The organism is Pseudomonas sp. Yb2C2 (assembly GCF_052112325.1).
In the GTDB taxonomy this organism is placed as follows: Bacteria; Pseudomonadota; Gammaproteobacteria; order Pseudomonadales; family Pseudomonadaceae; genus Aquipseudomonas; species Aquipseudomonas marginalis.
The window spans coordinates 131,396-144,907 of record NZ_JAVAJK010000012.1 but is presented as its reverse complement, the minus strand read 5'-3'; the positions used below and the strand labels follow the sequence as shown (position 1 = coordinate 144,907).

General features: G+C 53.5%; 11 protein-coding genes. 5 read left to right on the top strand and 6 right to left on the bottom strand.

Annotated elements, in window-relative coordinates; translation table 11 throughout:
- Nucleotides 1-391: 391 nt before the first annotated feature.
- Entirely contained in the window at nt 392-1,291 is a 900-nt protein-coding gene (locus Q8X51_RS18210) for a LysR substrate-binding domain-containing protein (protein WP_407694009.1), read from the bottom strand.
- Between the two features lie 123 nt (nt 1,292-1,414).
- Here Q8X51_RS18210 and dld point away from each other — a divergent pair, with 123 nt between their 5' ends.
- A complete protein-coding gene (gene dld, locus Q8X51_RS18205) occupies nt 1,415-3,136 on the top strand; it encodes a D-lactate dehydrogenase (protein WP_407694010.1) in 1,722 nt (573 codons plus the stop codon).
- Nucleotides 3,137-3,507: 371 nt separating this feature from the next.
- Here dld and Q8X51_RS18200 read toward each other — a convergent pair whose 3' ends face one another.
- The 4 genes from Q8X51_RS18200 to Q8X51_RS18185 are packed head-to-tail and all read right to left on the bottom strand — an operon-like array spanning nt 3,508 to nt 7,209.
- Nucleotides 3,508-3,918 carry a PPC domain-containing DNA-binding protein gene (locus Q8X51_RS18200; protein ID WP_407694011.1) on the bottom strand — a complete coding sequence of 137 codons (411 nt, stop codon included), beginning with the start codon at nt 3,916-3,918 and terminating at the stop codon, nt 3,508-3,510.
- Complete coding sequence (locus Q8X51_RS18195) at nt 3,915-4,466, bottom strand: hypothetical protein (protein ID WP_407694012.1); 552 nt, start codon at nt 4,464-4,466, stop codon at nt 3,915-3,917. Before Q8X51_RS18195 ends, Q8X51_RS18200 begins: the two co-directional genes overlap by 4 nt.
- Nucleotides 4,463-6,043, bottom strand: coding sequence for an acyl-CoA synthetase (locus Q8X51_RS18190; RefSeq protein ID WP_407694013.1), 1,581 nt, complete (start codon nt 6,041-6,043; stop codon nt 4,463-4,465). Before Q8X51_RS18190 ends, Q8X51_RS18195 begins: the two co-directional genes overlap by 4 nt.
- On the bottom strand, nt 6,040-7,209 hold the full coding sequence (locus tag Q8X51_RS18185; RefSeq protein ID WP_407694014.1) for an acetyl-CoA acetyltransferase: 1,170 nt from the start codon (nt 7,207-7,209) through the stop codon (nt 6,040-6,042). The genes Q8X51_RS18190 and Q8X51_RS18185 overlap by 4 nt, the downstream gene beginning before the upstream one ends.
- Nucleotides 7,210-7,618: 409 nt before the next feature.
- Here Q8X51_RS18185 and Q8X51_RS18180 point away from each other — a divergent pair, with 409 nt between their 5' ends.
- The 3 genes from Q8X51_RS18180 to Q8X51_RS18170 all read left to right on the top strand — a co-directional run bounded on the left by Q8X51_RS18180 (nt 7,619) and on the right by Q8X51_RS18170 (nt 11,318).
- Nucleotides 7,619-8,650: a TRAP transporter substrate-binding protein gene (locus tag Q8X51_RS18180; RefSeq protein ID WP_407694015.1), complete on the top strand. Its 1,032-nt coding sequence runs from the start codon at nt 7,619-7,621 to the stop codon at nt 8,648-8,650.
- An 80-nt stretch (nt 8,651-8,730) separates the two neighbouring features.
- Entirely contained in the window at nt 8,731-10,530 is a 1,800-nt protein-coding gene (locus Q8X51_RS18175) for a TRAP transporter large permease (RefSeq protein ID WP_407694016.1), read from the top strand.
- 8 nt (nt 10,531-10,538) lie between these two features.
- The gene (locus Q8X51_RS18170) at nt 10,539-11,318 is read left to right on the top strand and encodes an SDR family NAD(P)-dependent oxidoreductase (RefSeq protein ID WP_407694017.1); all 780 of its coding nucleotides are present in this window, start codon (nt 10,539-10,541) and stop codon (nt 11,316-11,318) included.
- A gap of 36 nt (nt 11,319-11,354) precedes the next feature.
- On the opposite strand, the gene Q8X51_RS18165 is transcribed toward Q8X51_RS18170, so the two are convergent.
- Nucleotides 11,355-12,266 carry a LysR family transcriptional regulator gene (locus Q8X51_RS18165; RefSeq protein WP_407694018.1) on the bottom strand — a complete coding sequence of 304 codons (912 nt, stop codon included), beginning with the start codon at nt 12,264-12,266 and terminating at the stop codon, nt 11,355-11,357.
- A 151-nt stretch (nt 12,267-12,417) separates the two neighbouring features.
- Here Q8X51_RS18165 and Q8X51_RS18160 point away from each other — a divergent pair, with 151 nt between their 5' ends.
- A complete protein-coding gene (locus Q8X51_RS18160; protein WP_407694019.1) occupies nt 12,418-13,473 on the top strand; it encodes a sigma-54-dependent Fis family transcriptional regulator in 1,056 nt (351 codons plus the stop codon).
- Nucleotides 13,474-13,512: the final 39 nt, after the last annotated feature.

The window sequence follows — 13,512 nt, the reverse complement described above, 5'->3', positions numbered from 1 at the left end:
CTCGCCCCTACAGGTTCGCGAGTTCAATTTTAGAGGGGTGGAAAATTCATGCTTGATTTTGCACGCCAGCGTTGTTGACTGAATCGGACAGCGAGATTGATGTGTCCAGCTATAAAGCTTGATCGAGGGGAGAGATTGCCATAGCAGGGGAAGAGATAAAGTTAAATAATTAATAGGACATAACACTACAGCGGGATCAAAGCCTGGGGACATTGGCCCCAGGTAGGGGCACGCAGAACGACCGTATCGTTGTCCGCAACAATCGTTATTGTTTTGAAGGTGGATTAGGGATGGGCTGAGGACACAATGCCTGCCTTTTGGAAGTCTTTATCGGATGGCGGCGTGAACCTTAATCGGTGTCCAAGATTACTTCACCAGATCAGGTTGCCACCTAAACAGCTTTTTGACTTTCAATAAGAGATCGCACTACAGAGGTGAAGGCAATCGCAACAGGTATGTATTCGTTGTCTCGAATCACTAGATTCAGATGTGACCGCTCCTTGAATGCCCTTATAGGGCGATAGGCGACTCCTACGATGGGCACGCTTGAAAGTGAGGACGGTACCAACGCCATCCCATAACCTGCTGCAGCCAGGGTCAGCACCGTAATCCAGTTGGGCGTGCGTATGGAAATTTTAGGCTCTTGACCGATCAGCCTGCGAAGCACTGCAGCTTGCGCCTCATCAGCATAAGGCTCTGCACAGACGACGAAACTCTGGTTATGCAGGTCTCTTCCTCCCAATTCAGATTCCGCGGCGAGCGGGTGCTCAGAGCTCAGGCCAATCATCCACTGACAATCGCTCAGTGGAATTCTCGTCAAGCCCTCAGGTAGGTTCTGATGAAAAGGTGGGGTGAACCCTACGTCAATCTTATCCTCAAGTATTGCTGCAGCCTGGACAAATGGAGATACCTCTGAGAGCTCCATCTGTGCGCCTGGGTATTGGCGGCGAAACTCTCGGAGTGCTTGCGTCACTATCCCGGCGAACGCGGCGTTTTCTGAGTAGCCCACCCGAATTAGCCCAATCTCTCCACGGCCCATTCTCTGTCCCACGGTCACTGCACGATCTGCTTGGGCCAAGACACGTAGGGCTTCTTCATAAAAAATTGCGCCCGCCTCGGTCACCTCCACTCGGCGACTGGTTCGTATCAGAAGGGCGGTGCCTAGTTCGGCCTCAAGATCTCGTATTTGCATACTTAGGGCGGGCTGGACGATGTGCAGGCGTTTTGCCGCACGCCCGAAGTGGCGCTCTTCTGCCAGAGCTACAAAATAGCGCAGGTGCCGGAGCTCCATAATTGATCACCGATAATGATTGATTAATCAGAACAATATATTTGAATGATGGCTTTGGCGACAATATCTTCCGAGGCACAATAAATCTCGCGCGCACGAGCGCGCCAACTTGCGAGCCTTACCATGACAGCTAATATTGCTGCGGTTTCTGATCGGCTACTCAGTGCTTCAGAGCTCATCGCCCAGTTTCAAACAATTGTTGGTGCCGCTCACGTATTAACTGAAGCCAATGACACCGTCCGCTTTCGCCATGGATTTCGATTTGGCACGGGAACTGCGTTGGCTGTGGTACAGCCAGGTTCACTGCTAGAGCAATGGCAGGTGGTGAAGGCATGCGTCGCCGCAGTTAAGATCATCATCATGCAGGCCGCCAACACCGGTCTGACTGGTGGCTCTACCCCTGATGGCTTCTATGACCGTGAGGTGGTGATTATCAGCACGCTGAGAATGCGCCGCGTCCAGGTTATAGAGAACGGCCTGCAAGTGATCTGTTTCCCCGGCTCAACTTTGGATCAACTTGAGAAGCTGCTCAAACCATTAGGCCGCGAGCCGCACTCTGTGATTGGCTCGTCATGCATAGGTGCATCGGTGTTTGGCGGCGTTTGCAACAACTCAGGGGGATCGCTTATTCGTCGTGGCCCGGCTTTTACCGAGATGGCATTGTATGCGCAGGTCGACTCAGAAGGTAAGGTTAGTCTGATCAACCATCTAGGGGTTGCGTTAGGGGGGACGCCTGAGGAAATCCTTCACAATCTAGAGATGGGGTTGTACTCAGAAGCCGACGTTCAGCCAGATGCCGGCCGCGGATCTGATGACAGATATGCCGAACATGTCAGGGATGTCGATGCGCCCACGCCTGCTCGTTTTAACGCTGACCCTCAGCGACTGCATGAAGTCAGTGGCAGCGCTGGCAAGCTCGCCGTCTTCGCCGTTCGTTTGGATACGTTCCCGGCGGAGAAAGAGACAGCAGTTTTCTACATAGGGAGTAACGATACGGCTGACCTCACGCAAATCCGTAGGCAAATGCTGGAGAACTTTCCCAAGCTCCCTATCGCCGGGGAATACATGCACAGGGATGCATATGACGTCGCTGCGGAGTACGGTAAAGACACCTTCTTGATGATCCATCATTTCGGCACACAACGATTGCCGAAAATGTTCGCGCTCAAGAGCTTGGTTGACACCAAGCTGAATCGATTTGGATGGCTCCCGTCGAACTTTGCTGACCGCGCTCTCCAATTATTGGCTCGATGCTTTCCTGATCATCTGCCCGCCCGGATGCAGGATTTCCGCCGGCGTTTTGAGCACCATTTGATGCTCAAGGTTTCAAAAGACACAATTGCCCAGGTGGAAGCTGTGCTTAACGATCTGTTCGGAGGACGAGAAGGAGATTACTTCCGTTGCACGGATGATGAGGGCGCAAAAGCATTCCTGCACCGGTTCGCCGCTGCTGGTGCAGCCGTGCGGTACCGGGCGATTCATGACGATACTGTGGAGGACATTGTCGCTTTGGATATCGCACTGGCCCGAAATGACTCAGATTGGTTCGAGACCCTCCCCGAAAATATTGATCAGAAAATGATCGTGAAGATGTATTATGGACACTTCTTCTGCCACGTTTTTCATCAGGATTATATCGTGCGCAAGGGAAGTAATTGTCTCGATATCGAGCACGCCATGTGGAAACTACTTGATGAGCGTGGCGCTGAGTATCCTGCAGAGCATAATGTGGGGCATCTGTACCCCGCGAAACCAGCACTTAAGAAGTTTTATCAAGAGATTGATCCTTGCAACATGTTTAATCCCGGGGTAGGGAAGCTTTCGAAGTGTAAGCACTGGCATTAATGCTGAAAAATGCCCGTGCACTTGGTGCAAGCGCCCGGGCGCTGCTTTAATTGGAGTTGCAATGGCGGAGGGACAACTGCAGGCTATTTTTTTGATCGCTGCTATGTCTTCTATTTTCGGATTGTGACGTATTGCCAAACTAAGCCTCACCCAGCAGCCACGACCCCTACATTGCACCCGTCGCTACATAATTGAGGCGCAGTCGCCGCCGGCATGATCTCATCTTAGGATAGTCCAGGAGGCAAGAGGATATTGTAGGATTTAGGGCGGCCTGATAATAGTCACCCCACATTATCCACAGACGTTGGATAGCCGATCGCCGATAATGAGTTCGTCATTCCCCCTGTTTTACTTGACCTGATACCTGAGGATTATTCTGGTAGCCATTCTTGTAGGGTCAGTTCGATGGTAATGAACGAAAGGTTTCGTCCCCGCTCCAAGCGCCCGGCAAAAATCTTCCCATCGGTATCTGCTACAACCGCCTGTAATCTGCTTTGTCCAGAAACCACCTCGCCGCTCAAGCTCAAAATTTCCACGCCAGGCCCTGGTACATCTATTTTTTTCATTCCTTGGCGACCTAGGTAGTTAAGCTCGGCATCAATTAGACTTCCTAGGCCGCTGCGAACCACCGCAAATTTGACACCGTGCTGGCTGCACAGTGCTTCAGCGCTTTCGATGATGTCTTCATTTGGTTTTAAGCGGGCGATTATCAACCTTCCAAGATTGCCTTTTTGGACGGTGGTGGATTCTGAGTTTGTATCCAGAGTGGAAGGGGTGCTCATAAGGCCTCCTGTAACACAGGGTGAAACAGAGTGAAGTGAGTCTCCTCATCCGACTGCAACTGGTACGTCACTTGATCGAACAGGCAAAGCTGAATTACCAGGTTCTCGCTACCGACATACAACTCGTTGAGCAACACATGCCCCCCGTGTTGGCAGCCATCACGGTCGATGAACCCTGCATGGCAGTGAAGCAATAATTCCCCGCAGGCATCCCGACCTATTGTGATAGATCCGCTGATGAAGGTGATGTATCCGTCCAGGACTACGGGTGTCCCATAGTCGTACGGCCGGGATAGCTTGTCCGTGGACTCCATTCGGTGATAACTCAGGTGACCCGCCCCACCGCACAAAATGCGTCCGACTGCACTGCTGAAATGTTGGCCCTGCAGCGCTGCTACTAGCTCAGCGCCGACATTGCTGCCCAAAGGAAGTACAATGCGCAGTTCGTTGGAGCGCTGCACTTCATGATCCAGCAGACGGAGGCCTTGAGGCTCGCCTCCATGAACGAACATGCGCACGCCATTAGAGTCTTTGAGGTGGGGGGTCATAGCGCCAACTCCTCACGCTCTTCCAGCAACGTGCGGATTTGCTTTTTGACAATCTTGCCGTAGCCCGATTTGGGCATCTCACTCCAGCGAACGAAGCGTTTAGGCCACTTGTACCGGGCGATCCTTGGCTCTAGGTGGGCAAACAGCTCCTCGTCGGTAACGTCAGATGTGGTCACGATAACTGCACAGCCGCATTCCCCCCACTTGGCGTCAGGAAGCCCGAGTACGGCTGCTTCGTTGACTGACGGGTGAGATAGCAACGCCTCTTCGATCTCTCTTGGGTAAACGTTCGAACCGCCAGAGATATACATGTCCGAAGCGCGTCCAGTGATGTATAGGTAACCGTGTTCGTCGACATGCCCCAAGTCGCCAGTATGAAACCATCCAAACTTAAAGCAGCTTTCGTTGGCTTTAGGGTTGTTATAGTAGCCGCTGAAAACAGCTGGGCCCCGCACGCAGATCTCACCGTCGACGCCTGTTTCAAGCTCCGTGCCGTCCTCGTCCAGAATGGCTACTTGCATTCCGGTACGTGGGTAACCGCAACTACCGATCTTGGCCCCCTGCGTGTCCTCAGGATCGTGGCAGTCGGCGGGCAGGACAGTAATATTGCCCGTCACCTCGCCAAGCCCGTAATACTGAACCAGCACCTTTCCAAGCTTCTTCAACGCATGGCGCTGATCAGCTCGGTACATAGGTGCACCTGCATAGATCACATGCTTCAGGCTACTGTGGTCATACCGATCTACAGAGGAATCTTCTGTGAGCATCTTAACGATGGTGGGTACCGTAAACAGGTTGTCTACCTTGTACTTTTGTACGAGCCCCCATGCTTCATCGCAATCAAGCTTGTCACCTGCAGGCAATACGCAGGCTGCACCGCGCGCTACATTGACCAAGGCGTGGATACCGGCGCCGTGTGACAACGGAGCAAGTACCAGTGAGCATGATTCCTTGCTCAGGCCCGGCATCAAATCTGCGATGTGATTGTTGATGACGAACGCCATTTGGCCGTGAGTGAGAACACCGGCTTTCGGGTGCCCTGTGGTACCAGACGTGTAGAAGAACCAAAGCGGATCATGATATGTCACCTCAGCCGCTCGGAACGCCTCGCGATTAGGCGCGCCTTCGTCCAGCAACTGCTCATAACTGAGCTCGCTTTCACGGGGTTCATCTATTGAAATGACAACTTGCAATGCGGGAGATTCGGCGCGGACGGCGTCCACGTAGTGTGCTAAGCCGCTGTCGTAAAGCATGGCAACCGCGCCGCTTGAGCTGCCCAGATATGCCGCTTCAGAAGGGGTGATTCGCACGTTGGTCGGCACCCATACCATTCCCAGTCGGAAGGCGACCCAGGCGCTTTCAAATAGTGGCAAATTATTGCGTGAATGCACGAGCAGCTTGTCGCCCTTGCCAAGACCTCGAGCACGCAAGGCGGCAGCAACGCTATCCACACGATGCGAAATCTCCTTCCACGTGTGAATATTGGAGCCACGGATAAAGCCAGGCGCTTCTGGGTAGCGGCGGGCGATTTGATTGAGTAGTTCACCCAAGTTCATTACGTTATCGATGCCCATCATTTCACTCGCTCCAAAATGCTCACATAGTTCGTTACTGCAGCCCCTCCCATGTTGAAGACGCCGGCACGGTCGGCTGTGGAGAGCTGCATTTCGCCTGCTTGGCCAGTCAGTTGCATTGCCGCCATCACATGCATTGATACCCCGGTTGCCCCAATGGGATGGCCCTTGGACTTGAGTCCCCCAGAAGGGTTGATTGGCAGTCGACCGTCTTTGCGGCTGATGCCCTCGGCGATCACGCGGGCTCCCTGACCGCGCTCGGCGAGGCCCATTGCTTCGTATTCGATTAGTTCTGCGATAGTGAAGCAGTCATGGGTCTCCACCAGGGATAGGTCGCTTAGACTCAACCCAGCGGTCGATAGGGCTTGCTGCCAAGCACGGGAAGCGCCTTCGAAGAACGTCGGGTCTCGACGTGAAAGTGGCATATAGTCATTGACCTGCGATGCTGCCAGGAACCGAACGCAACCCTGCCGGCCTCCGATAAGATCTTCACGACTGATCACGAGTGCAGCGGCGCCGTCGGTAATAAGGGAGCAGTCTGTGCGCTTCAGAGGCCCTGCAACGAAGGGGTTCTTTTCAGAAGGCGTCCGACAGAAGTCAAAGCCGAAATCACGGCGCATATGGGCGTATGGGTTCAGAGCGCCATTGGCGTGATTTTTGGCTGCGATCATCGCAAGTGCGTCTGACTGATCGCCGTAGCGATCGAAATACTCCTGCGCGATGGTGCCGAATACTCCGGCGAACCCGCCTTCTGTATACGCCTCCTCCTTGGCGTAGCAGCATTTGAGCAGAATTTTGCCGACCTCTGCTGTCGGCAGCGTGTTCATCTTTTCAAATCCAATTACCAGCGCGTGCTTGGATTGCCCGCTGAGCACTGCTTGCAGAGCAGAATGGATGGCGGCTGAGCCAGTTGAGCATGCATTTTCAACCCGAACGGAAGGGGTGAAGCGTAACTCCGGTATACGGTTTGCCAGCAAAGGGGAGGGGAAGTCTTGATAAAGAAAGCCGGCATTGAAATGCCCGACGTGGACGGAATCTATCTGTTCCGCAGAAATTTCTGCATGCTGGAGCGCGCCGAGTGCAGCGTCCGACATCATTTGTTCCGGATCAAGCTGGTCAAACTTTCCGAACTGGGAATGATACCAACCCGTAATGACTGGCAGTGCCATGAGGTATTTCCTCTTTTGATGTTGTTTGTCGAGTTATAGCAAGAGGGGTGCCAACATAGGTTGTAATAGCTGTGATCCTTCTAGTACGGGGGATTAACCTCAGGAATCAAGGATGGCTTGGTAAATTGTCCGCAACTGGTGTCGCCTTGAAGAAACGTTAAGGTGACACCCTTAGGCGACAGCTGTCGCCTCTCTAACAATCTGAAGAGACCGCGTTAAACAAATTGATACATCCAAATCCGGGCTTTATTTTTTAGGTAATTCATGTAGTTGCATGATTCTTGTTGGGCTCCCCCGTGTCTTATTGGCAACTCAGCGGGCGATGGCACCTGATTTGCTTTGGTACTGACATCCACCATCTCCGTAATGTCGGGTTGGTCAATAAGAACAATAACGTCAGGAGAGCTACATGAGTTATTTCTCGCGTCGAGGTTTTATAAAGACGGCCACGCTTGCGTCAGCCGCGTTCGCTGCTGCCGGGGTTGGCCTCTACAGTCCAAGAAGTATGGCGGCTGAATTCAAGCTTAAGTTCGCTAATAACATGCATATCACGCATCCGATGAATGCGCGCGCTCGCGAAATGGCCAAAGCTATCCGGGAGGAGACTAACGGTGCGGTACAGATGCAGATCTTTCCTAGCAGCCAGTTAGGAAGTGATACGGATACATTGGCACAAGTGCGTTCTGGCGCAGTGGACATGTTCGCATTGTCTCCTGTCATCTTAGGCACATTAGTGCCCGCAGCTCAAATCAGCGCCGTTGGTTTCGCATTCGAAAACTATGAAAAGGTATGGTCGGCCTTGGACGGTGAGCTCGGGGCCTACGTGCGGGGGGAAATTGAGAAGACAGAGACATTGTTCGCGTTCGACAAAATCTGGAATAACGGTTTTCGCGTAACGACGACCAGCACTCGGGCGGTGGTCAAGCCAGAGGATCTGGTAGGCATGAAGCTTCGGGTGCCACCCAGCCCAATCATCATGTCTATGTTCCGGGCATTTGAAGCGGCCCCTACCAGTATTAACTTTGCTGAGGTTTATTCAGCACTACAGACCCGCATCGTAGAGGGTCAGGAGAATCCGCTCACCTTGGTGAACTCTGCCAAACTTTATGAAGTGCAGAAGTATTGTTCGTTGACCAATCATGCTTGGGATGGCTTCTGGATGCTTGGCAACGCCGCTTCGTTTGCCAAACTTCCATTGGACGTTCAGGGCGTTGTGCGCAAACACGTCGATGCTGCAGCAGCCGGGCAGCGCGCCGACTTGGCGGTAATGGAGAAGAGCATTCGCGAAACGCTCAAGGCCAAGGGATTGGAAGTAGTTGATTCAGCCGGTGCGCCATTCCGAGACAAGCTGCGCGACGCCGGCTACTACAGGCAATGGCGCGAAAACTTCGGCGAGACCGGCTGGAAGATTCTTGAAAGCTATTCGGGGACTTTGTCGTGATGGGTATCTCGGCTGTTCCGGCCTCCACATCTTCAAAACGCCTGCCGGCCCGGGCGCTGACCTGTCTCAATCATTGCACTATGCGCGTCGTCGAAGCTGCCGCTGTGGCACTGATGCTTATCGAAACGGGAGTGCTGCTTGCTGGCGTCATTTCCCGGTATGTGATGCATAGCCCACTGGTATGGGCGGACGAACTGGCTTCCTCGCTGTTCATCTGGCTAGCGATGTTTGGTGCTGTGCTCGCACTGGATCGTGGTGAGCACATGCGCATGTCTGCTTTTGTTAACAAATTGCCCGCCGCATGGCGTGGGTTCTCGGAAACTCTATCCGCGCTCATCGTGGTTTTGTTCGTCGCCATGATCATCACGCCGGCGATGGTTCACTCCCACGAACAGATGTCCATCACCACTCCAGCCCTCGGAATCCCGGACGGGGTGCGGGCAGCTGCTCTGCCCGTCGGAGCGATCCTGATGCTACTGGCAGCGGTGGCTCGTATGGCGCGTTATTCCACTCTGCGTCAATTCATTGCCGGCGTGGCTGTGGTTGCGGTGGTGAGCGCCTCATTGTTCTTAGCGCAACCGATCCTGGCCCAGATAGGCAATTACAATTTGGTAGTTTTTTTCCTTGTTCTCTTGGGCGCTTGTGTCTTTGGGGGCATCCCAATCGCCTTCGCGTTTGGAACCGCGACCATGGCTTACCTTGCGCTGGCTACTCACGCGCCGTTGTCCATTGTCGTTGGGAGAATGGACGAGGGGATGTCTCATATGGTGCTGCTTGCGGTGCCCCTATTCGTATTGCTTGGAGTAGTTCTACAACTATCTGGCATGGCGCGCACTTTGATTGATTTCATGGCCGCATTGCTAGGTCATGTGAAAGGAGGGCTTCAGTACGTTTTACTGGGCGCAATGTTCCTAGTTTCTGGCATTTCTGGTTCCAAGGTTGCGGACATGGCCGCTGTCGCGCCCGCTCTTTTCCCTGAGATGAAGAAACGAGGTTCAAAGCCAGAGGAGTTAGCTGCGCTGCTGGCTGCAACTGGAGCAATGACGGAAACCATTCCCCCAAGCCTTGTGCTGATCACCATCGGTGCTGTCTGTAGCGTTTCAATTACTGCCCTTTTCATAGGCGGGCTGATGCCAGCTGTCGTAGCGACTTTGGTGATTGCCATGGTTTGTTGGTGGCGCTCGCGCAAAGAGTTGGCTCCAAAGATAGAGCGCGCTCCGTTTTCCGTTGTGGCGAAGACTTTCCTCTTTGCAGTCCCAGCTCTGGCGTTACCATTGCTCATTCGTGTCGCAGTACTCGAAGGCGCTGCAACGGCCACCGAGGTCTCCACCATAGGCGTTGCTTATGTCGTTCTGGTGGGGCTGGTGATGCATCTATTCATGCGTCACATCGAGTTCAAGCGTGTCTACCCTATGATGATTGAGGCGGCTGCCCTATCAGGCGCAATTCTGTTAATCATCGGGATGGCTTCAGCCATGGCCTGGGCGCTTACGCAGTCTGGTTTCTCCGCCAATCTGGTAGACCTCATCAGCGAGATTCCAGGCGGGGCCGCTGGCTTCATGATCGTAACCATCATCACTTTCCTTGTCCTCGGCAGCGTGCTCGAAGGAATTCCGGCAATCGTGCTCTTCGGCCCCTTGATGTTTCCGCTGGCGGAGATGCTCGGGATTCATCCGGTGCACTACGCAATGGTTGTAATCCTCGCCATGGGGATCGGCCTGTTCGCCCCACCTTTGGGCGTTGGCTTCTATGCCGCTTGCGCGATCAGCAAGACGTCTTCCGATCATGTGATCAATCGAGTTTGGGGGTACCTCGCAGGTCTTGTAGTAGCGCTGATTATCGTGGCGTGCTTCCCCTGGATCTCTATTGGTTTTCTTTAGGAGTGTGGATGAACAGATCAATCAAGCAGGACACAAAAGAAAGAGTGGCGGGACGTGTTGCTTTAGTGACTGGTGCTGCTATGGGGATTGGCGCGGCCATCGCTGAGCGACTCGGGCACGATGGTCATAGTGTGATTGTTGCAGATATCAATGAGCATGCCGCTGCAGAAATGGTTGCGAGGCTGCAAGCTCAGGGCATCAAGGCCAGAACCCTGTTACTTGACATTGGCAATGCGGATTCTGTTTCCGCTGCGTTTGCAGATCTAGAGCGTTGCGATGTGCTTGTGAATAATGCAGGCATTGCCAAGACTCAGGCTTTTTTGGACTGTGACTTAAGCGACTGGCAGCGCGTGATGAATGTGAACGTCACCGGCACTCTACTGTGTGGCCAGTATGCTGCGCGCCTTATGCGACAGCGTAACTGGGGGCGAATCATTAATCTTGCGTCAATTAGCGGAATGAGGGCGAGCATGGGGCGTACCGCATATGGCACCTCAAAGTCAGCGATCATTGGATTGACTCGCCAAATGGCAGTTGAGCTAGCCGAGTTTGGGATTACGGTAAACGGTGTGGCCCCAGGCCCCATCGATACGCCTCTCACACAAACCCTGCATTCAGCGGCGACTCGTGAATCCTTCACTCGGGGTGTTCCTATGCGCCGGTACGGGACGCCGGATGAAGTCGCTGGAGCTGTGGCATTCCTCGCATCGGAAGATGCGTCTTTCATCAGTGGGCATGTAATCCCCGTGGATGGGGGATACATGGCTTCCGGAATCCTTGAAATTTAAGACGGCTACTTTACAGGCGAGCCTAGCGGCGAGCGGTTAAGCCGTTCGGCTGGCCTCCTTTTCAGCTTGCGCGCCAGCTTGCGCGGCACTTTCGATGAATGTGGCGATGCACGGGTTGTGATTGTCTACTTTCCACACCGCCACGACTTCGATGACTGGGGCATCGAATAAAGGGCGAAAGGTCGTGGTGGGCAGCCGCATACTACACATTGAGCGCGGAACAATAGCGATGCCAAGACCTTCCCCTACAAGGTTAACGATGGTTTGCTGCATGTTGATTTCTAGGCCGACATTAGGCGTCACTCCGTTCTTCAGGCAATAGCTAAGAATCATGTCGTGCAGCGCCGGCGCGATGCGCCGTGGCGTGATGATGAAGGTCTCACCGGCGAGATCCCTTGGAGAGATGAGTTGCTGATCTAGCAAGCGATGTCCTGGAGGCAGCACCAAATTCATCTCTTCACGATAAATCGTGACAGTTTCTAATCCTGCACAGTCCTGCGGCATATACATAATGGCCACATCCTTGTTGCCGCTGGTAATGTCGTCGGCCAATTCCAGAGGCAGGGTTTCGGTGAGCTTAAGGTTCACTTGTGGGTAAAGTGCAGCATATCGCCTGGTGATCGCTGGGGTGATGCTATAGGCCGTGGACATCATGAATCCCACCGACAGCTGACCAGCAGCACCTCTGGCGGCTGCGAGGGCGTTCTTTTTAGCTTGCTCGAAAGCGGCAAACATCGTCCCTGTATCGATGTAAAAACGCTCTCCCGCAGCCGTCAACTGTACCCGCCGACGTGAACGATCAAACAGCATCACACCCAGTTCATTCTCCAGCAAAGCAATCTGCCTGGAGAGCGGCGGCTGCGAGATGTGCAAACGGTTCGCAGCATGACCGAAGTGCAAGGTTTCAGCCAGAACGCGAAAATATTGGAGGTGCCGTAGCTCGATCATGATGCTCGGAAAGGTATCAATAGATGCCTGATTATGGATTGGAAAATATAGATATGCACACCTATTGTGGGGCTGCCATGCACTGTCGACTTCAGGGCCAAAAACCTAGAAGTCGAGATAGTCACAAGCTATAAAAATAAAGGTGACGTTGATGCCCTCTATCTGTGAACGAGCTCCTCTTTCTGCTCTTGCTGCTACACATCGCCCCGGTTGCGACATTGCCCATGATGCTGACCCTCAGGTGCGCCAAGCTTTTCAACGTGGCCTGAAGTTAATGCAGCGGGGAATCGCGGTATTGATTCAAGGTGAAACTGGCACGGGGAAGGAGGTTCTTGCCCGGGCTCTCCATGAGCACGGCCAACGTAGTGGTGCACAATTGGTGGCATTGAATTGTGCATCCATCCCAGAAAGCCTGATTGAAAGCGAGTTGTTTGGCTACTCCAAAGGCGCGTTTTCAGGTGCGTTGACCTGCGGCAAGAAAGGGAAAGTGTTGCAATCGGACAGGGGTACACTGTTCCTGGATGAGATTGGCGACATGCCTTACGAGCAGCAAACTCGTTTGTTGCGTGTGATCTCTGAAAAAGAGGTCACTCCACTGGGAGCAGAACAAAGTGTCTCGGTCGATTTCGCGCTGATTTGCGCAACGCACCAGAACCTCACTGACTTGGTTGAGACAGGTGCGTTCCGTGAAGACCTTTTCTACCGGATCGCAACAGGGGTAATACAGTTGCCCCCGCTTCGGGAGCGTACCGATCGTGGCCAGCTGCTTTGCAATATGATCCAACATGAAATACCCGGTTGTGAGCCTCGTAACGTGGTGTCAGCTGACGTATGGCCGCTTCTGCTAAATCATGATTGGCCCGGTAATCTGAGGCAGATGCGAGCCGTAATCCGTTATGCATGTGCGGTCATGGAGGGCCACCGTATCCAGCGAGATGATTTGCCCGCTAATTTTTTTAAAAGAGCCACGAGCTCCGGCTCTTACGGGACGCCAACATTGACCCTCGTCAACTCGGCTGTTCCTTCCCCTGAGCATTCGGGCGAACGTGATGATGTCCTCGGGGTACTCAACGATTGCCGCTGGAACATGAGTGCGGCAGCCCGGTCACTGGGAATATGTAGGCAATCGCTCTATCGTGTGCTTCGCCGCCTGGGCATTCCTCCTCTGAAGGATCAGCTAGCCAACGGTGCCCGCTCCGAAGCTTGACGGGTTTTTCGCAGGCACTCATGCACTAGCATGTGCATG

What these genes read in the sequence shown, in the direction of transcription:
- Q8X51_RS18210 (WP_407694009.1), bottom strand. Translation starts at nt 1,291, where the DNA reads ATGGAGCTCCGGCACCTGCGCTATTTTGTAGCTCTGGCAGAAGAGCGC.
- dld (WP_407694010.1), top strand. Translation starts at nt 1,415, where the DNA reads ATGACAGCTAATATTGCTGCGGTTTCTGATCGGCTACTCAGTGCTTCA.
- Q8X51_RS18200 (WP_407694011.1), bottom strand. Translation starts at nt 3,918, where the DNA reads ATGAGCACCCCTTCCACTCTGGATACAAACTCAGAATCCACCACCGTC.
- Q8X51_RS18195 (WP_407694012.1), bottom strand. Translation starts at nt 4,466, where the DNA reads ATGACCCCCCACCTCAAAGACTCTAATGGCGTGCGCATGTTCGTTCAT.
- Q8X51_RS18190 (WP_407694013.1), bottom strand. Translation starts at nt 6,043, where the DNA reads ATGATGGGCATCGATAACGTAATGAACTTGGGTGAACTACTCAATCAA.
- Q8X51_RS18185 (WP_407694014.1), bottom strand. Translation starts at nt 7,209, where the DNA reads ATGGCACTGCCAGTCATTACGGGTTGGTATCATTCCCAGTTCGGAAAG.
- Q8X51_RS18180 (WP_407694015.1), top strand. Translation starts at nt 7,619, where the DNA reads ATGAGTTATTTCTCGCGTCGAGGTTTTATAAAGACGGCCACGCTTGCG.
- Q8X51_RS18175 (WP_407694016.1), top strand. Translation starts at nt 8,731, where the DNA reads ATGCGCGTCGTCGAAGCTGCCGCTGTGGCACTGATGCTTATCGAAACG.
- Q8X51_RS18170 (WP_407694017.1), top strand. Translation starts at nt 10,539, where the DNA reads ATGAACAGATCAATCAAGCAGGACACAAAAGAAAGAGTGGCGGGACGT.
- Q8X51_RS18165 (WP_407694018.1), bottom strand. Translation starts at nt 12,266, where the DNA reads ATGATCGAGCTACGGCACCTCCAATATTTTCGCGTTCTGGCTGAAACC.
- Q8X51_RS18160 (WP_407694019.1), top strand. Translation starts at nt 12,418, where the DNA reads ATGCCCTCTATCTGTGAACGAGCTCCTCTTTCTGCTCTTGCTGCTACA.